The organism is Nostoc sp., from assembly GCF_036919575.1.
Lineage (GTDB): Bacteria > Cyanobacteriota > Cyanobacteriia > Cyanobacteriales > Nostocaceae > Nostoc.
Genome location: NZ_JBALBY010000028.1, coordinates 24,962 through 42,343, shown reverse-complemented (window position 1 = coordinate 42,343; position 17,382 = coordinate 24,962). Strand labels below are relative to the sequence as shown.

Here is a 17,382-nt window from a genome sequence, read left to right as displayed (position 1 = left end):
AATGCAGGGATGGTGTAACGGCAACACCTCGTGACTCCAAATCCGATGTTCTAGGTTCAAATCCTAGTCCCTGTGTCAGACAATTTTGGATTTTTTAGATTAATAAATTTAATCCAAAATCTAAAATCTAAAATCCAAAATTCGATAAATTATGCCCTCGTGGACGAATGGTTAAGTCATTGCTCTTTCAAAGCAAAGATGCGAGTTCAATTCTCGTCGGGGGAATGATTATGGGTCGGTGGCCGAGTCTGGCTGAAGGCGACAGTCTGTAAAACTGTTCTTTTTTGCACGCAGGTTCAAATCCTGCTCGACCCACTGTGGAGAGGTGGCTGAGTGGCTGAAAGCGGCAGATTGCTAATCTGTTGTACGGTCTCCGTACCGAGGGTTCAAATCCCTCTTTCTCCGCCTTGAGAGTGTGGTGTAACTGGATAACATCTCAGTCTACGAAACTGAAGACTTGAGGGTTCGATTCCCTCCGCTCTCGTTACATCATCTCTCCTCTTTATCTCCCGGTAGCTCAGTTGGTAGTTAGCGCCTGTCTGAAGAACAGGAGGTCGTCGGTTCGATTCCGACCTGGGGGGCTTCGTTGCCTCATAGCTCAATGGTAGAGCAAGCGGCTGTTAACCGCGCGGTTGTAGGTTCGAGTCCTACTGAGGCAGCCATTCATTGCCGGGTGGACGAATTGGTAAGTCGCATCGCTCTGAACGATGAGGTTGCAGGTTCAAACCCTGCCCTGGCAATAAAGCCCTGTGGTGTAATTGGCAACATAGCGCCCTTTGAAGGCGAAGATTCCAGGTTCGAGTCCTGGTGGGGCTGCCAAACTCTGCTCTTGTAGCCCAATTGGAAGAGGCTGCCGTCTCAAAAACGGTATGTTGTGGGTTCGATTCCCACCAAGAGTACCAAAACTTGCTCCTGTAGCCCAACTGGAAGAGGTGGCAGACTTAAAATCTGTTTGGTTGTGGGTTCGACTCCCACCAGGAGTACTATCTGGGTGTGGCGCAGTTGGGAGCGCGGGAGTTTTGGGAACTCCAGGTCGCAGGTTCAATCCCTGTCACTCAGACTTTGCCCTTGTAGCCCAACGGAAGAGGCGCTTCGCTTAGAACGAAGAGGTTGCTGGTTCAAATCCAGTCAGGGGTATTGGTGAATATGCGGGGATAGAGCAACGGTGGCTCGTCAGGCTCATAACCTGAACATCAGCAGGTTCAATTCCTGCCCCCGTCACCAAAAACAGTGCTGGTGTAGCTCAATTGGCAGAGCAACTGATTTGTAATCAGTAGGTTGCAGGTTCAATTCCTGTTACCAGCTTGATGCGGGTGTGATGTAACGGCAGCATGAGACGTTGCGCTATGCCTAACAGCAGGCTACGCCAACGCGAACGCTCCAACTGTTAACTGGTAACTTATTTAATGGGTCTGTAGCTTAACTGGGAAAGCGTCTGCCTTGCAAGCAGAAAGATGTCGGTTCAAATCCGACCAGTATCCACTTTTGGTATCTGAAGCCAAAGTGGTCGAGGCACTGGTTTGTGGAACCAGTCATAGCGGGTTCAAGCCCCGTCAGATACCCCTGAATGGAAGATGCTGCTGAATGGACGGCAACCAAGCTTGAACCTTGGAGTATGGGCAACTGTAGGGGTTCGATTCCTCCATCTTCCTCTTTTCCACCTGAAGCCGAAAAGTGAGGCGCTGTGCTGATAACACAGAAATAGGAGGGGCAGTACCTCCCAGGTGGATTTATATCTAATATTGGTATTACAAATCGCACTTGCCCATTTCTTTATTTAAATTAACTAGGGTGGTTGGCATACCGGCTGTGCAGCGGGCTTTTAACCCGCAGAAATAGGTTCGACCCCTATACCACCCATTAAGCAATTCAAAATTCAAAATTCAAAATTCAAAATTAAGAAATACAATCTTAGCTGGCGTTTTGGCAATTGCTAATATGCAGCTTGAATGCACATTAGCTTATTAATAGGAACTAGCGATCGCTAGTTGAGCATGTTGCAGTAGTATATCTTTATCCAAAGTATCTATGGAATATTGCGGTGTTACTGCCAGTAGTTTATCGATTCTTTCTCTGGCTGCTTCCACTACTGATTCATCTAAGCTGCCCTTATTTAAGGAATCGGCAAAATCTTCAGCAATCTGATAAGTTCTTTCTATAGATGATGAGTTGATATTGCGCGAGACAATAAACAGGTCGCAGCCTGCATGAATTGACCGCGCCACAGTACCAGCTTTAATAAACATATCTGAGATCGCTTTCATATCCAAGTCGTCAGATACAACTACTCCCTCAAAGCCTAGTTCCTCTCTAAGTATGGTTTTGAGGATAGCCTGAGAAAGCGTTGCTGGCACATCAGCATCTATCTTGGGAAATAAGATATGAGCAGTCATAATTAAAGGAATCTGTATTTCGATTAGGGCTTTGAAAGGTATAAGTTCTCGAAGTCGCAGGTCTTCTAGAGTTAAATTCAGTATTGGTAGCTCAATGTGAGAGTCTTTGCTGGTATCCCCATGTCCGGGGAAGTGCTTGGCGCATCCCAAAATTCCTGAATCTTGAAGTCCAAGGTAGTAGTTACGGGCACCTTGAGCAGCAGTATCGGGAGTGTTACCAAAGGCACGAGGCCCAATGACGGGGTTGTGGGGATGGGAAAAAATATCTGCTACAGGTGCCCAAGATAAATTAATTCCCAGTGATTTTAGTTCTACTGCTGTGGCTTTTGCTACTTCGTAGGCGTGCGATCGCAGCAACAAGGCATGAGGAAAGCGGGTAATTGGTAGTGGTGTACGAATTACACGACCTCCTTCATGATCGAGGGTGATGAACATTAAATCACGTTCTGTATATTCTCGTATCTGGCTATTCAAATCTTTGAAGGTTTCCAGCCAAACCGGATATGGGGTGCCATCCAAAAAGTTCTTAGCAAAAAAGATCACCCCAACCGGCCTCAATTCATTGAGTGCAAGTTTATCATCATCGCTTAATGTAGTGCCGGAAATACCTAGAATCAGATGATGTCCAAAGCGCCTTAGCTCCTGCGATACACCCATAATCTTTTACCTATAAGTTGTGTGCGGTAAACAACTGAGTTGTCCAACCTAGAGAATATAAACTTTTATCCTACATCCTTATGGGGAACGGGGAGCTTTCAAAGGTAGATTTTTTATTCTCGTTCCCATGCTCAGTATGGGAATATATAGGGGCTGCTGCCTAAGAGAATTAAGCCAAAATATTCAGCATAATTACTGACGCTGCCAGAGATTAGTTTTCCCGCAAAAGCATTTTTACGATCGCATCCAGCTATTTCAATAGGTCAAAATTATTGGCAATAGCTGCTAAATATTTAACAGTTAAAATACTTAAATACAAATACAGGACTAGTATAAGATTAGTGAAATGCACGTAGTAGACCCTCTAGGCTAAAACAGTGCATTAGACGTAGGTTGGGTGGAGCGGAGCGCAACCCAACTAATTATCAGGATGTTGGGTTACGCAAAGCTCCACCCAACCGACAATTTTTTTGCAACATTTTAGGCAAGAGGGTCCACTACAAGACTACCGAGATTTTTTCAGAAATCAAATATTATGATTCCTATATAATTTGTCATTTTTACATGATTGATGTATTCACCGAAGAAAAATATATCGGAAATCAACTAGCAGTCTTTAACCAATAGCCCAGATATTTTCAAGAGAGCAAATACACGGATTAGCAAAGAAATCAACTACTTTCAGACAACATTTAAGATTACCTACTTTTAGTCAAAGGAATTACTTTTGTTTACCTATATCTAGATGAAATACTCGCCGCAAATCCATTGCCAATAATGGTATTGGCAATTTGATTGGGCAGGTGCGCCGAGGTAAAATTTCCTTTGGCAAAAGTTTTTTGGGGAAGCGATCGCACAATAACTGCCAAATGTAACAGATTGCAACGTATAATGAGAACGACAAAACCATAAAGAAATATTGAAGGGCATTAGGGTTAAATGCGAGTAGCGATCGCGGGTGCTGGTCTAGCAGGACTTTCCTGCGCGAAATATCTCACGGACGCAGGTCACACTCCCATTGTCTTGGAAAGCCGGGACGTACTGGGTGGTCTGGTTGCGGCTTGGAAAGACTCTGACGGCGACTGGTACGAAACCGGGTTACACGCCTTCTTTGGGGCATATCCCAATATGCTCCAATTGCTCAAGGAGTTGGGCATTGAAGACAGACTTCAGTGGAAACAGCATACGCTGATTTTCAATCAACCGGACAAGCCTGGGACACTCTCACGTTTTGATGTTCCAGATATTCCATCTCCTTTCAACGTGATTGCGTCGATTCTTCGCAACAAAGACATGTTGACTTGGGAGCAGAAGATTCGATTTGCAATTGGCCTACTTCCAGCAGTGGTTCGGGGTCAAAAGTATGTTGAAGACATGGACAAGTACAGCTTCTTAGAGTGGTTGAAAAGGCAAGGTGTTGACGAGCGGGTAACTAGTGACGTTTTTATTGCCGCATGTAAAGCCCTCACCTTTATCAATCCCGATGAAGTTTCGGCAACCATCCTATTAACTGCACTGAATCGATTTTTGCAAGAACGATATGGTTCCAAAATTGCATTTTTGGATGGTTCCCCCACAGAACGGCTATGCAGCCCGATTGTCGATTACATCACAGAACGCGGCGGGGAAGTGCGGTTGAATGCCCCCTTGAAGGAGATTTTACTCAACGCCGATGGTACGGTGAAAGCGTACTTGATTCGGGGCTTAAATGGTGCAGAAGATGAAATTTTCACGGCTGATGTCTATGTATCTGCCATGTCAGTTGACCCTTTGAAAATCATGTTGCCTAATTCTTGGAAGCAAATGGAGTTTTTCAAGAAGCTAGAAGGATTGGAAGGAGTACCAGTGATTAACCTGCATCTGTGGTTTGACCGGAAACTTACAGAAATTGATCACTTGTTATTTTCGCGATCGCCCCTCCTGAGCGTTTATGCTGATATGAGCAATACCTGCCGTGAATACGCCAACCCCAATCGTTCGATGCTGGAATTAGTTCTAGCCCCGGCAAAAGATTGGATTGCCAAATCCGATGAGGAAATTGTGGCTGCAACGATTGCCGAACTAGAAAAACTCTTCCCCGACCACTTTGGGGGAGATAATCCAGCAACATTGCTGAAATCTCATGTAGTGAAAACGCCGCGTTCAGTTTACAAAGCGACCCCTGGTCGTCAACAGTACCGTCCCGCACAAGTTACGCCCATTGCCAACTTCTATCTCGCCGGAAGTTACACCATGCAACGCTACTTAGGCAGTATGGAAGGTGCCGTACTTTCTGGTAAGCTGACAGCGCAGGCAATTTCTGAGGCTCTCCCGGTAGCAAATTCCTCAAACCTGCAAACGCTCACCCGACCGCCCGCAACGAATGCTGCAACTGCCTGATTCCCCGCCGCGCATGAAAACGCTGGTCTCTGTAGACGAGTCATACAAACTTTGTCGGCATCTCACAGCCAAGTATGCCAAAACTTTTTACCTGGGTACTTTGCTGATGAGTCCGGTAAAACGTCAATCTATTTGGTCAATTTACGCTTGGTGTCGCCGTACAGATGAATTGGTGGATGGACCCGCATCTGCTATTACCACGCCAGAAACCCTAGACCTATGGGAACAGCAGCTGGAATCGATTTTTGCGGGACGCCCATTAGAAAATTACGATGTAGCTTTAGCTGATACCCTCCAGCGCTTTCCGATGGACATTCAGCCCTTTCGGGATATGATTGCCGGTCAGCGCATGGACTTATATCGCAGTCGTTATGAAACCTTTGAGGAGTTATACCTCTACTGTTATCGCGTTGCTGGCACTGTTGGCTTAATGTCAACAGCAGTTATGGGTGTGGATAACACCATATACACAGCACCGTGGCGGCAGAACAAACAACCATATATTCCCACAGAAGAAGCGATCGCTCTGGGAATTGCCAATCAACTCACCAACATCCTGCGGGATGTGGGAGAAGATGCCAAACGGGGGCGAATCTACATTCCCCTTGAGGACTTGGCAAAATTCAACTATACCGAGCAAGACTTCTTCAAAGGTGTGGTAGATGAGCGTTGGCGGGCATTGATGCGCTTTCAAATTGACCGTGCCCGCCAATTCTATACCATATCAGACCGGGGAATTACTTATTTAGCAACCGACGCCCGTTGGCCTGTGTGGGCAGCATCAATGCTATACGGTCAGATTTTAGAGGTGATTGAACGCAACGATTACGATGTATTCAGTCGGCGGGCTTACGTTCCCCAGTGGAAAAAGTTACGCACTTTGCCCATAGCTTGGATGCGATCGCAAGTCCTTTAAAAAATTAGTCATTTGTCCTTAGTCCTTAGTCTTTTATAAATAACCAATGACAAATGACAAATGACAAATGACAAATGTCTATTGACTCTTCCCAACAAATCTGCTAACATTAGTATTCGTGAGTCAGGAGAGGTGGCTGAGTGGTCGAAAGCGGCAGATTGCTAATCTGTTGTACGGCAGGCAACTCCGTACCGAGGGTTCGAATCCCTCCCTCTCCGTTTTTCAGCCTTTAATACACGGAGTATATTCTGTGTAGAAAAGTAAATATTAATATAGGGGTAAATACTTCCACTCCCAAAGATGGATGATATGATCTATCCTTTGGAGTCTTGATTAAGTTCAGCTAACTTACAAATTTAGTTTGAATCTTACTTTTAGGCTCCTAAATATCTGAGGAGTGAAAGTGACTTATGAGAAAAATTAGCGCCGCCTTAACCTTAAGTATAGCGACCCTAGCAACTGGGTTCCTAGTTGGGGCTTGTGGTGATACCAGTACCCCCAATGGCACAGCTAACAACGGAAGTACTGCTACCCCAGCAGCAAACTCAACTACCACAAGCAGTACTCAAGGGCTAAAAATTGGTTCCCTACTACCGTCAACAGGCGACTTGGCTTCTGTGGGACAGCAGATGCTAGGTTCTGTCCCTTTACTCGTTGATACAGTCAACGCTTGCGGTGGCGTGAATGGCGAACCAGTTACCTTGGTGCAAGTAGACGACCAAACCGACCCCAGAGCGGGTGCTGCCGGGATGACCAAACTGGCAACTTTAGATAAAGTGGCGGGTGTAGTTGGTTCCTTTGCCAGTAGCGTTTCTAGTGCAGCAGTCTCCATTGCCACGCCGAATAAAGTCATGCTGGTTTCCCCTGGTAGTACCAGCCCTGTTTTTACAGAAAAAGCTCAAAAAGGCGACTTTAAAGGCTTTTGGGCGCGTACTGCTCCCCCGGATACCTACCAAGCACTAGCTTTAGCCCAACTCGCCAGAAAAAAAGGTTTCAAGCGAGTTTCTACAGTTGTGATTAATAACGACTATGGCGTTGGCTTTGAAAAAGCATTTGTGCAAACTTTTGAAAAATTGGGTGGAACCATAGTTAATAAAGATAAGCCTGTCCGCTACGACCCGAAAGCCCAGACATTTGATACAGAAGCGGCTGCCGCTTTTGCTGGTAAGCCAGATGCAGTCCTGGCGGTACTGTACGCTGAAACTGGCAGTCTGTTCCTGAAAGCTGCGTATCAGCAAGGTGTGGCGAAGGGAGTACAAATTCTGCTGACAGATGGGGTGAAATCACCTACTTTCCCAGAACAAGTTGGCAAAGGCAGTGATGGTAAATATATTTTAACTGGAGCGATCGGTACAGTACCGGGTTCCAATGGTAAAGCACTAGAAGCTTTCAACAAGCTGTGGAAGGATAAAAAGGGTGGTGCGCCAGGGGAATACGCCCCTCAAGCTTGGGATGCGGCTGCCTTATTGACATTGGCAGCGCAAGCTGCTAAGGAAAATACAGGCGTTGGTATAGCCAGTAAAATCCGTGAAGTTGCTGATGGGCCTGGCACAGAAGTTACCGATGTTTGCGAGGGACTGAAGTTACTTAAAGATGGTAAGAAGATTAACTACCAAGGAGCCAGTGGCAACGTAGATGTTGATGCTAACGGCGATGTGGTCGGTGTGTACGATGTCTGGACAGTAGGAGACGATGGCAAAATCAAGGTGATTGACAAAGTTACCCCTAAGTAGAAAGTTAGGAGTTATGAGTTATCAGTGAAACATTGCTAAACTACATTTATTTTGAGAACCATAGTTTTAAAAGTAGTGGGAGCATCTTGCTAAGATGCGGGTAGTAGCGGGCAAGATGCCCGCACTACTCCAGGTTTCAAAATAGACGAGGTTTAACAAAGTTTGGGGGTTTAATTCCCCAGCAAGACAGGCAGCAGGTTTTATGTCGGGGTTAAATCCCCGTCACAAAACTTAATTACGAATTACGAATTACGAATTACGAATTATTTTAATTCCTAACTCCTAACTCTTAAAGCCCAGTGAAATTGTAACCAACTCCGAACAACAAGCCCACATCAGTTTGATCAAAAAATCCGGCATTCACAGCAGCCGTTGCTGTGAATTGACGAGTTAGAGGCACATCAATGCCAGCAGATGCCAAAAATGCAAATTGCGAATCATCACCAGTTTTATAAGCTGCACCCACTCCGACGTAAGGTGCGATCGCTAACGGTTCGCTAAAAGCATCTGCTGACTTGAAGGAAAAATCGTAGGTGATCGGAAGTAGAATTGTGGTGCTGTCCCCAAATACGGCTGAGGGTCGCACCGATATAGAATTTGTCAGTCCGATTTTGCTGACTACCGCAAAGTTACCGTCGCCCAAAGACGTGCCACCATCACCACTTAAACCAATGTTAGCAGCGATGCCAATATAGCTGCTGCCACCATGAGTAGTTATACCTAAATCAATATCTGATTGCGCCACTCTGGTAGGAGATGGTTGAGAAGTAGTTTCAGAAGTCGTCGGTTGTATAAACTCAGAAGTGAGCATCGCAGATGAGGTTGCCACTGTGCCTGGAACAGGTGGAGGCGTTACACTGGTGTTTTTCTGTATTGCAGCGCTCTGGAACTGCTGTACTTTAGTTAAATTTATTACCGTAAATGTTTCAGTTGTTTGTGTAGAAAGATTTTGGCTTCCAGTGTCTAGTTCTGTACTAAACTCGTTGGGAGACGCTAGGGTTGCGGAAGGGTCGGTTGATGGCTGACTGCTCACCTTGTCTACTGTCTGGGCACTTGCAGATAAGCTGCTACTCAGGACTGCAAGAGTAGCTATGCTTGGCAACCAAAAAACACCTTTACGAAGAACTATAGTATTCACATTCACTCCTAAAACAATATTGCCAGGAAAAATAAAGGGTTTGTTGAGTTAATTCAACAAATTCGGGCAATACTCAAAATTTAACACCAAAAATCGGTTTTTACATCCTGATTTTGCTGGATTTATCTAGTTAACGCCGTGTGCAACTTTTACTCAAACCTAAACCCCCAGACCGCTTACCTAGAAGGGAAGCTACCGTGTACACACAAGTCGGAAAACCTCATCTACATTGGCTTGAATCTGGTAGTCCTAACGTACCGAAAATCTGGGATGGTGTCGTACCCGCAGCAATAACACACTCTTGTATTTTAGAAGTAGTGGTAGAGCGTAGTACCCCTGCTCTGAAAAGCCTTGCTACAGGCAGCGACGACTACAGAAGGGGGGCTTCTGGTAGGGTATGGTTGGTCTATTTACGCCATGCTGTACTAAGAATTGCTCTTTCTAACAATAAAAGTTGATTGTGAAGTGATATTACGAAGCTTGCAAAAATATTTAGAAATTGTCTACAAGGCAAACATGGTTCTAACGTAGAACCTATTAGGAGAGACTTGAGGCAAATGTGATGAGCGGAAATAATATTCAAAAGTATCGGTTTGTCTGTACCCTGACTTTCGGTGATATCTACGGTCAAATAATTGTTTGGTTGATTACAATTACCCTAAGTTTGGCATCAGCCTTGGCGCTGATGGGTGCCAAGCGACCTGTGTATGCTCTAGCAACAGCAGGTCTGGTCGTTCTGCTATCGCTACCTTTCTTGTTGTTTGCGTTTGTCACTACCTTATTAAATCATATTGAAGTCATGCCTGTAGGGCCTGGAACCAAAATGGAACCTATCCCAGGTAATGTGTCTCAGCAACAACCTGTACAAGCAACTAGCTAAAGCGTTAGGAGTAGAGACGCTATTAATCGCGTCTGTACAGGAGTTAATCAATAAACTACTTCAGGAAACAGATAAGTAAACCTTATCACAAATCACCAACTACCCATTGAGAGCTTATTTCAATGGGTTTTCTATTATCAGTTGCACAGAAGAAAAAAGGCTAGGGTACACCCTCCCCTGGAAGTGCTATGTTTTACTAACACTTTTAGTGTTACTTTGAGTGCTAGTAAAGAACAGCAGTGGTTTGCAGTCGGGGGCTAATTATGCTGGAACATGACGTGATTATTGTCGGGGGTGGATTGGCGGGATGTCGCGCTGCTGTGGAAATTGCCCGGATTGACCCCAGTTTAAATATTGCTGTAGTTGCCAAAACTCACCCAATTCGTTCCCACTCGGTGGCGGCTCAAGGTGGTATGGCTGCATCGCTGAAAAATGTTGATTCGGAAGATAGTTGGGAAGCACACGCTTTTGATACTGTCAAGGGTTCTGATTACTTGGCAGACCAAGATGCTGTGGCAATTCTCGCCCAAGAAGCGCCAGATGTGGTAATTGACTTGGAACACATGGGCGTTTTGTTCTCTCGCTTAACCGATGGGCGCATTGCTCAACGGGCTTTTGGTGGACATTCTCACAATCGCACTTGCTACGCGGCTGATAAGACCGGTCACGCGATTTTGCACGAATTGGTGAACAATTTGCGGCGTTATGGGGTGCAAGTTTATGAAGAATGGTATGTGATGCGTCTCATTTTAGAAGAAAATGAGGCCAAGGGTGTGGTAATGTTCCATCTTTTGGATGGACAGATTCAGGTGGTGCGAGCCAAGGCGGTAATGTTTGCTACAGGTGGCTATGGTCGCGTTTATAACACCACCTCTAATGATTACGCTTCTTCGGGTGATGGTTTGGCAATGACTGCGATCGCAGGTTTGCCCCTTGAAGATATGGAATTTGTCCAATTTCATCCCACTGGTTTATATCCGGTAGGGGTGTTGATTTCGGAAGCGGTACGGGGTGAAGGGGCGTATCTAATTAATAGTGAAGGCGATCGCTTTATGGTGAACTATGCACCCAGTCGCATGGAATTGGCTCCTCGTGATATTACCTCACGAGCGATCGCTTACGAAATTCGCGCCGGTCGTGGTATTCATCTCGACGGAAGTGCTGGTGGCGCCTTTGTCTATCTCGATCTACGCCACATGGGGAAAGAAAAAATTATGAGTCGCGTTCCCTTCTGTTGGGAAGAAGCCCACCGTTTGGTAGGTGTTGACGCGGTAACTCAACCGATGCCAGTCCGTCCGACAATTCATTATTGTATGGGTGGTATCCCAGTGAATACTGATGGTCAAGTCCGCAGCAGTGGTGATGGTTTAGTTGATGCTTTCTTTGCTGCGGGTGAAACATCTTGTGTTTCCGTACATGGGGCGAATCGCTTGGGGAGTAATTCACTACTAGAGTGTGTAGTTTATGGTAAGCGAACTGGGGCTGCGATCGCAAAATTTGTCCAAAAACGGAAGTTGCCCTCTGTAGATGAGCAACGTTATGTAACAGAAGCCCAGCAACTAATTCAAGCTTTGCTAGAACAACCAGGGCAGTATCGCATTAACCAAGTCCGTCAAGCCTTCCAGGATTGTATGACGGAGTACTGTGGCGTTTTCCGCACTGAGACATTAATGACTCAAGGTTTGCAGAAACTAGAAGAAATACAACAGCAATATCCGCAAATTTATTTAGATGATAAAGGTAGTTGCTGGAATACAGAACTTGTGGAGGCTTTGGAATTGCGAAGTTTGATGGTAGTGGGACAAACTATTTTGGCATCAGCCCGGAATCGGCAAGAAAGCCGTGGCGCTCATTTCCGCGAAGATTATTCCCAGCGAGATGATCGCAACTTCCTCAAACACACAATGGCTTACTATTCACCAGCCGGAATTGACATTCAATATCGGCCGGTGGCGATAACTATGTTTGAGCCAAAAGAGCGGAAGTATTAGCCAAAGGTAAATTTATGTGAGAAATCGAGGGGACTACAAAAATTTTGTCCACCTCGATTAAAAATATGAAATAAATGATTAAGTTATCAATCAGAACCTAATTGTTTCTGAATCACAGCTATTATCTTTTCTTCCCAACCCGGATCATTTAATTTTATTGCAGCATCACGATGACGAGATTTTCGTCTATCCATGTAAGCATAAAAGGCTTCCTTATCATCCTTGTGGGTGAGAAGGTAATTTTTTAGCCCTTGGTCACTCATTGCTGCATAGTTTACCTTATTCATAGTTCTATACTACATTCATGGTTCTATACTACCATCTGGTGTAATTTCTAGCTCTATTTCTTCATTTTGTCCAGATAATATAAATATATTGAGCGATCGTTCATCTAATCGCACGATGTGAATCGGCTGGAACATCACATTTGTAAGTTGATGGCAAAGTCTATATAAGCATTGTAGCTGTTCTGCTGTTGGTTGTAGCTCGTCATCTCTGAGTTTTTTTATCATATATTTATATATAACAAGCTATATAATCTCATATAAAGTCATCCAGTTATGTTCTCCTAATTGAGACTCTCACATCCTATTCAGGATTCCAAATGAGCTTACCCTTCTCACCGGGATATGCTGCTCCCTCTTTGTCGCGCCACTCGAAGTATATTTCAATTGGCATTTTCAAATTCTTCATTAAATGCAAAGTATTACGCCAAGCAAGATTTGAATCTACACCTTGTATCGAAATGTTTACCTCTGGCAAGTAGTGAAAACCAGAGTTAATTTTTTCACCCTTAACAACGTGAGCAAGGGTTAGTTTGATGAGATTCTCTACAGAAAGTCCTTGCCGAATGGCAATTTCGTGCGCTGCATCAACGATTTTGTTCCAGTTCGGTTGATGAATTTCCTGATCACCAATGACGGCTCGAACCACTCTGGTATGATGCAAATTGCTTAGAGTATCAGGTTCAAGAACTCTATAATTCTCGGTTTCAGAAACTTGCCCAGGCTGGTAACGTGCCTCATATTCATTCAATAACTTCTCAATAACAGTGATAGGTGTATCCTCGAAAGGGACAGCCAAGGCTTGAAGTCTCTTGTAAATGGGATCAGGTATTCTGATAACTGGCATCATATATGCTTGTGTATTTGTTCTCTCTATATTTAGATGTAACACAAATATATTTAAAATGCCAGTTACTTTCTAATCTGTATCAGTCCATCCAGGTTTTTCGCTACGGCCAAAAATTGAAACCGCTTTATAATTCAAGCTGGCTTGAACGATGAGATTGCAGTCATAATTGATCAATATGGGAATTGCAAACAGGCGAAAACCCTGCTTTAGATAAAATATGGGAAAATTTTTTGGAAATCCCTCAAGACTCAGAACTCGCTACTTAATCTGCTCACTCAGGACTCAGGACTCTTTATGTTCGCAGGCACAATTTTGCAGGATGGAAAATATACCCTAATTCAAGAAATAGGGCGGGGTGGCTTTGGCATTACGTTTAAAGCTACCCATCACTACTTGGATCAGGAGGTGGTGATGAAAACCATCAATGAACGGCTGCGACAACATCCTGATTTTGCGAAATTCGAGCGCCAATTCCAAGATGAAGCCAGACGATTAGCTACGTGTATCCACCCAAATATAGTCAGAGTCAGTGACTTTTTTGTTGAAGGTGGACTGCCTTACATGGTGATGGAATACATTCCTGGCGAAACCTTGGGAGACGCATTTGTATTACCAGGAATACCAATGTCAGAAGCCACAGCAATTCATTACATCCGGCAAATTGGCGCAGCCTTGCAGGTAGTACATAACAATGGTTTGCTACATCGGGATGTCAAACCAGATAATATTATCCAACGCCTTGGAACCCAGGAAGTAGTACTGATTGATTTTGGCATTGCCAGGGAATTTAATGGCGGTGTCAGGCAGACTCATACGGGTTTGGTTTCTGAAGGCTATGCTCCAATTGAGCAGTATTTGACGCAAGCGCCGCGCACACCGGCTACAGATGTTTATGGTTTAGCAGCAACCTTGTATGCAGTGTTGACAGCCCAAGTTCCGATGCCAGCATTATTGCGCGATCGCCAGCAAATGCCTTCCCCCCGCGAACTGCAACCACATTTGAGCGCTGCTGTCAACCAAGCGGTAATGCGCGGTATGGCGGTAGAGTCTCGTTTTCGGCCAGCGACAGTTGCTGAGTGGTTACAACTGCTACCTGAAAATGGGGCGAATCTGACACCGCAAGCCACTTACGCAGTGCCAACTGTGAATTTATCTGGCCAGCAAGCAGCAACTTTAATTGGGAAAACTGCCCAAAATCGGATTCATAGACCATCTGCGATCGCACCGCCCAACGCAGCGATCGCTAAGGAAACTGTACTGACTAAAAAACTGGGGTCATCTAAGGTATTTATTGGTATGGGTGTAGCCTTAGTTGCGGCTACAGCAGGTTTTGGAATTACGAGCATATTACCCAAATCTCAGCCGCAGCCAACCGCAAAGCCGCTTTTTGAACAGCCAACTCAACAATCACCCGCGAAAGTACCTAACTTCGATCGGACATCTTCACCTCCGGGTGAAGAGACTAACACTACCTCCAGAACCGAATCAGCACCTGTCTCTAATTCTAAGCAGCGTCGGCGCAATCGTCGTTCTTCCCAAGAAGAATCTTCCAGCAGCCCTACACCAGAATCACAACGCGGCGATTCCCAACAATCGACACCTTCACCTAACGTTTCACCCACACCCTCGCTAGTGGAGAAACTACGGGCGATCCGGTCATCTCGTAAAGCCTCCCCCGCACCATTGCCACAAAATAACTTACCCACTTCTAGTCAAGATTCTACCTCCCCCAAACCTGTGAATCCGTCAAATCCTGTGGTCATCCCAGCCGCGCCACCAAGGGAATCCAAACAGTTAGATCCTTCTGCTGTAGTAGTACCAACACTGGAAAAACAAAATTCACTGCCTAATAGTCAACCCCAAAATGATCAGCAATCCGATGACAATAATTAGTTAATTTTAGATTTTGAATTGGGGATTTTGGTCGTTATCTGCTATTATGTACGACAATTTTCCCTTCTGATTAATCTTCACCGGATTTTTGGGAAAAGCTTGATTATTTAAATAACGCATAAGTATTACAGTCTGAAAATGCTGATAAAACAGGAGTCAGAATACAGAATTCAGAATTCAGAATACTCCACCCATAAAGAGATAGAGTTTTAAGGCGAGAATATGTTAATTTTTTTCGCCCACAATTCGGCTTGGTTTTAAACCAATATTCATTACTCAGTCGGACTCCAATTCAATTCTGAATTCTGACTCCTGAGTTCTGAATTCTTCTTATAAAACTAATTGTGAGCAATCTCCCTATGCTGCGATTTGCCATCGTTCACTTCTCATATCATGTCTGCCAAGTTACCCATAATAAAAGAACCCCACCCCCAACCCCTCCCCGCCGGCGGGGAGGGGAGCTAAAACGCAGCTTTTGCAGGGTGAGATTCCGGGTATTATGCTTAATTGCCCGGAGATCATATCACACGATGGCATTAGTTTATCGCAAAAATCTGTTCTGTCGGTATATATTTTAGTGTTTGTGAAAAATATTTGACGAAGTAAAAAGGGAAATATAATCCCGTTTTAGACAACATCCGTTACATATATATAGTTGGGGGCGCACAGATGTATGCCCTTACTTGCAAATAATCATACATACCATCTTTAACATTCGGCAATCTTTTTGAACGGAGAGGGGGGGATTCGAACCCCCGTTGAGTTTCCCCAAAACGCATTTCGAGTGCGTCACCATCAACCACTCGGACACCTCTCCAGGTATATCATTCACACATTTGAGTATCTATTCTACATTCAAATGGCGTGAAGTAAAGGAAATTTTAGCCTATTTCCGATACTACTATAACATTATCGCTTTATCTGCGTAACGGAATGCTTCGGTAAGAACAACTTTGTAAACCAAACGTTGGGAATAATTTCAACCAAGTATCAGTAAATCGCTTTGATTATTGAACTGACTTGCGTAGGCTGGGAGTGGGGAGTAGGCAGTGGGGAGTAGGGAATAAGCCTTTTCGATTAGTACTTAATTTATTCAAAAATCAAATAGCAGTCCTATATAATACCCTAAAACTTACTTAATTCATCAATATTCATCAATGCTTAAATCAAAATCAATCAACATTCCCAAACCAACTCGCTACCAAAATGCGGCGATAGATTATTACATGGGACTCACAAATTCCCCCTACCTCCATTACGGATATTGGGAGCCACTACCTAATGCGGGTGAGGAATTGACCATAACTCGCTTTCGTGCTGCTCAAGAAGCTTATGCAGCCAAGCTTTTCAGTTTCATTCCAGAGAGTACAAAAACTGTGCTTGACGTCGGCTGTGGTATTGGTGGTAATGCAGCATATTTGTGCGATCGCGGTTTCATTGTTGAGGGATTAGCGCCCGATGCAATCCAACAAGAGAAGTTTATCAAGAATACCAACGGTAAAATACCTTTCTACTTAACGAGATTTGAAGATTTTCACACCTCACACTCCTATGACCTAGTTTTGTTCAGTGAAAGCAGCCAATATATTGCTGCTGAGGATTTGGCTCAGGGTGCAGCTCGTTTATTAAGTAGTGGTGGCTACCTATTGCTTGCGGATATGATGCGTTCTGATGCTGGATATCGAGAGGGCATTTTTTCTAATTGTCATGTCGCTAGCGAGCTTCAGACAGCGTTGATACAGGCTGGATTTAAGTTAATTAAGACTGAGGACATATCTACCCAAATTGCGCCAACAATTGACTTATGTCTTAATAACTTTCGTACTTTTGGACTGACTACCATCAAATATATTGGTGATGTTGTAGCGATCGCACTCCCACCATTACACGCACTTGGTCGTTTAGCATTCAAACGCTGGTTGGAAAAGCCAATTATCGAGGGGTTAGCAGCACGCACCATTTTTGATAGCCATCTCTGTTATCAAATCCAACTCTGGCAGTTATCAATTCATTTGGATTGAATTTGCTGTCAAATGCAACTACATGAATATAGAAGTAGGACGAGAAGTTTATGCAAATTACAACCAAGTTTTATCCGGTTTGGTGAATATGATTAGTAATCCATCACCAAGATTTGAGAAATCGTTAATCTCCCCTGCTCTCTCAGCATTTTCCAAAATCGCGTTGCTTGCGATCGTCGTAGACATCGCTTTTCTAACTGCCAAGCTATTATGTAGTCGAACATTGTGCAGCATACAGCTTGAGGTT

Annotated in this window: 15 protein-coding genes and 21 tRNA genes; 28 read left to right on the top strand and 8 right to left on the bottom strand. The window is 44.4% G+C overall.

Going from position 1 to position 17,382, the window contains the following annotated elements; all coding sequences use genetic code 11:
- The first annotated feature begins 3 nt into the window (after positions 1-3).
- The 19 genes from V7K27_RS09315 to V7K27_RS09225 all read left to right on the top strand — a co-directional run bounded on the left by V7K27_RS09315 (position 4) and on the right by V7K27_RS09225 (position 1,860).
- Positions 4-75: transfer RNA gene (locus V7K27_RS09315), tRNA-Trp, on the top strand.
- A 77-nt stretch (positions 76-152) separates the two neighbouring features.
- Positions 153-225, top strand: a tRNA-Glu gene (locus tag V7K27_RS09310).
- A 7-nt stretch (positions 226-232) separates the two neighbouring features.
- Positions 233-315 (top strand) — tRNA-Tyr (locus tag V7K27_RS09305).
- Between the two features lie 4 nt (positions 316-319).
- A tRNA-Ser gene (locus tag V7K27_RS09300) sits at positions 320-405 on the top strand.
- Between the two features lie 4 nt (positions 406-409).
- A tRNA-Arg gene (locus V7K27_RS09295) sits at positions 410-484 on the top strand.
- Positions 485-506: 22 nt separating this feature from the next.
- Positions 507-581: transfer RNA gene (locus V7K27_RS09290), tRNA-Phe, on the top strand.
- A gap of 6 nt (positions 582-587) precedes the next feature.
- Positions 588-662: transfer RNA gene (locus V7K27_RS09285), tRNA-Asn, on the top strand.
- A gap of 5 nt (positions 663-667) precedes the next feature.
- Positions 668-740 (top strand) — tRNA-Gln (locus tag V7K27_RS09280).
- Between the two features lie 3 nt (positions 741-743).
- A tRNA-Gln gene (locus tag V7K27_RS09275) sits at positions 744-819 on the top strand.
- A 6-nt stretch (positions 820-825) separates the two neighbouring features.
- Positions 826-902 (top strand) — tRNA-Leu (locus V7K27_RS09270).
- A 6-nt stretch (positions 903-908) separates the two neighbouring features.
- Positions 909-983, top strand: a tRNA-Leu gene (locus V7K27_RS09265).
- 4 nt (positions 984-987) lie between these two features.
- Positions 988-1,060, top strand: a tRNA-Pro gene (locus V7K27_RS09260).
- A 4-nt stretch (positions 1,061-1,064) separates the two neighbouring features.
- Positions 1,065-1,137 (top strand) — tRNA-Leu (locus V7K27_RS09255).
- Between the two features lie 10 nt (positions 1,138-1,147).
- Positions 1,148-1,224, top strand: a tRNA-Met gene (locus V7K27_RS09250).
- A gap of 8 nt (positions 1,225-1,232) precedes the next feature.
- Positions 1,233-1,305 (top strand) — tRNA-Thr (locus V7K27_RS09245).
- Positions 1,306-1,408: 103 nt separating this feature from the next.
- Positions 1,409-1,482 (top strand) — tRNA-Ala (locus V7K27_RS09240).
- 6 nt (positions 1,483-1,488) lie between these two features.
- A tRNA-His gene (locus tag V7K27_RS09235) sits at positions 1,489-1,562 on the top strand.
- Between the two features lie 7 nt (positions 1,563-1,569).
- A tRNA-Ser gene (locus V7K27_RS09230) sits at positions 1,570-1,652 on the top strand.
- A 137-nt stretch (positions 1,653-1,789) separates the two neighbouring features.
- A tRNA-Lys gene (locus tag V7K27_RS09225) sits at positions 1,790-1,860 on the top strand.
- 104 nt (positions 1,861-1,964) lie between these two features.
- Here V7K27_RS09225 and nagZ read toward each other — a convergent pair.
- Positions 1,965-3,050, bottom strand: a complete 1,086-nt coding sequence (nagZ, locus tag V7K27_RS09220; RefSeq protein WP_334946418.1) for a beta-N-acetylhexosaminidase — start codon at positions 3,048-3,050, stop codon at positions 1,965-1,967.
- 721 nt (positions 3,051-3,771) lie between these two features.
- Positions 3,772-3,960, bottom strand: a complete 189-nt coding sequence (locus V7K27_RS09215) for a hypothetical protein (RefSeq protein WP_334946416.1) — start codon at positions 3,958-3,960, stop codon at positions 3,772-3,774.
- A 29-nt stretch (positions 3,961-3,989) separates the two neighbouring features.
- On the opposite strand from V7K27_RS09215, the gene pds reads away from it, so the two are divergent.
- The 4 genes from pds (at position 3,990) to V7K27_RS09195 (ending at position 8,078) form a co-directional block, all read left to right on the top strand.
- Positions 3,990-5,429 (top strand): 15-cis-phytoene desaturase, encoded by a 1,440-nt coding sequence (pds, locus tag V7K27_RS09210; protein ID WP_334946414.1) that lies wholly within the window; start codon positions 3,990-3,992, stop codon positions 5,427-5,429.
- Entirely contained in the window at positions 5,413-6,345 is a 933-nt protein-coding gene (gene crtB, locus V7K27_RS09205) for a 15-cis-phytoene synthase CrtB (RefSeq protein WP_334946412.1), read from the top strand. Before pds ends, crtB begins: the two co-directional genes overlap by 17 nt.
- A 126-nt stretch (positions 6,346-6,471) precedes the next feature.
- Positions 6,472-6,563: transfer RNA gene (locus V7K27_RS09200), tRNA-Ser, on the top strand.
- Positions 6,564-6,755: 192 nt separating this feature from the next.
- A complete protein-coding gene (locus V7K27_RS09195; protein ID WP_334946410.1) occupies positions 6,756-8,078 on the top strand; it encodes an ABC transporter substrate-binding protein in 1,323 nt (440 codons plus the stop codon).
- 289 nt (positions 8,079-8,367) lie between these two features.
- Here V7K27_RS09195 and V7K27_RS09190 read toward each other — a convergent pair whose 3' ends face one another.
- Entirely contained in the window at positions 8,368-9,216 is an 849-nt protein-coding gene (locus V7K27_RS09190; RefSeq protein ID WP_334946408.1) for a hypothetical protein, read from the bottom strand.
- A gap of 197 nt (positions 9,217-9,413) precedes the next feature.
- Between V7K27_RS09190 and V7K27_RS09185 the strand changes: the two genes are divergently transcribed.
- The 3 genes from V7K27_RS09185 to V7K27_RS09175 all read left to right on the top strand — a co-directional run bounded on the left by V7K27_RS09185 (position 9,414) and on the right by V7K27_RS09175 (position 12,087).
- Positions 9,414-9,674: a hypothetical protein gene (locus tag V7K27_RS09185; RefSeq protein WP_334946407.1), complete on the top strand. Its 261-nt coding sequence runs from the start codon at positions 9,414-9,416 to the stop codon at positions 9,672-9,674.
- Positions 9,675-9,778: 104 nt separating this feature from the next.
- Positions 9,779-10,096 carry a hypothetical protein gene (locus V7K27_RS09180; protein ID WP_334827145.1) on the top strand — a complete coding sequence of 106 codons (318 nt, stop codon included), beginning with the start codon at positions 9,779-9,781 and terminating at the stop codon, positions 10,094-10,096.
- Positions 10,097-10,359: 263 nt separating this feature from the next.
- Complete coding sequence (locus V7K27_RS09175; RefSeq protein WP_334946405.1) at positions 10,360-12,087, top strand: succinate dehydrogenase/fumarate reductase flavoprotein subunit; 1,728 nt, start codon at positions 10,360-10,362, stop codon at positions 12,085-12,087.
- Positions 12,088-12,173: 86 nt separating this feature from the next.
- Here V7K27_RS09175 and V7K27_RS09170 read toward each other — a convergent pair whose 3' ends face one another.
- From V7K27_RS09170 to V7K27_RS09160, 3 genes are all read right to left on the bottom strand, one after another.
- Positions 12,174-12,374, bottom strand: a complete 201-nt coding sequence (locus V7K27_RS09170; protein ID WP_334946403.1) for a DUF6887 family protein — start codon at positions 12,372-12,374, stop codon at positions 12,174-12,176.
- A 15-nt stretch (positions 12,375-12,389) separates the two neighbouring features.
- Positions 12,390-12,599, bottom strand: coding sequence for a DUF6888 family protein (locus tag V7K27_RS09165; RefSeq protein ID WP_334946401.1), 210 nt, complete (start codon positions 12,597-12,599; stop codon positions 12,390-12,392).
- A gap of 76 nt (positions 12,600-12,675) precedes the next feature.
- On the bottom strand, positions 12,676-13,221 hold the full coding sequence (locus V7K27_RS09160) for a T4SS efffector SepA family protein (protein ID WP_334946399.1): 546 nt from the start codon (positions 13,219-13,221) through the stop codon (positions 12,676-12,678).
- Between the two features lie 294 nt (positions 13,222-13,515).
- Here V7K27_RS09160 and V7K27_RS09155 point away from each other — a divergent pair, with 294 nt between their 5' ends.
- Entirely contained in the window at positions 13,516-15,114 is a 1,599-nt protein-coding gene (locus tag V7K27_RS09155; RefSeq protein WP_334946397.1) for a serine/threonine-protein kinase, read from the top strand.
- Positions 15,115-15,846: 732 nt separating this feature from the next.
- Here V7K27_RS09155 and V7K27_RS09150 read toward each other — a convergent pair.
- Positions 15,847-15,931 (bottom strand) — tRNA-Ser (locus tag V7K27_RS09150).
- Positions 15,932-16,271: 340 nt separating this feature from the next.
- Between V7K27_RS09150 and V7K27_RS09145 the strand changes: the two genes are divergently transcribed.
- The gene (locus V7K27_RS09145) at positions 16,272-17,135 is read left to right on the top strand and encodes a class I SAM-dependent methyltransferase (protein WP_334946395.1); all 864 of its coding nucleotides are present in this window, start codon (positions 16,272-16,274) and stop codon (positions 17,133-17,135) included.
- A gap of 57 nt (positions 17,136-17,192) precedes the next feature.
- On the opposite strand, the gene V7K27_RS09140 is transcribed toward V7K27_RS09145, so the two are convergent.
- Complete coding sequence (locus tag V7K27_RS09140; protein WP_334946393.1) at positions 17,193-17,369, bottom strand: hypothetical protein; 177 nt, start codon at positions 17,367-17,369, stop codon at positions 17,193-17,195.
- Positions 17,370-17,382: the final 13 nt, after the last annotated feature.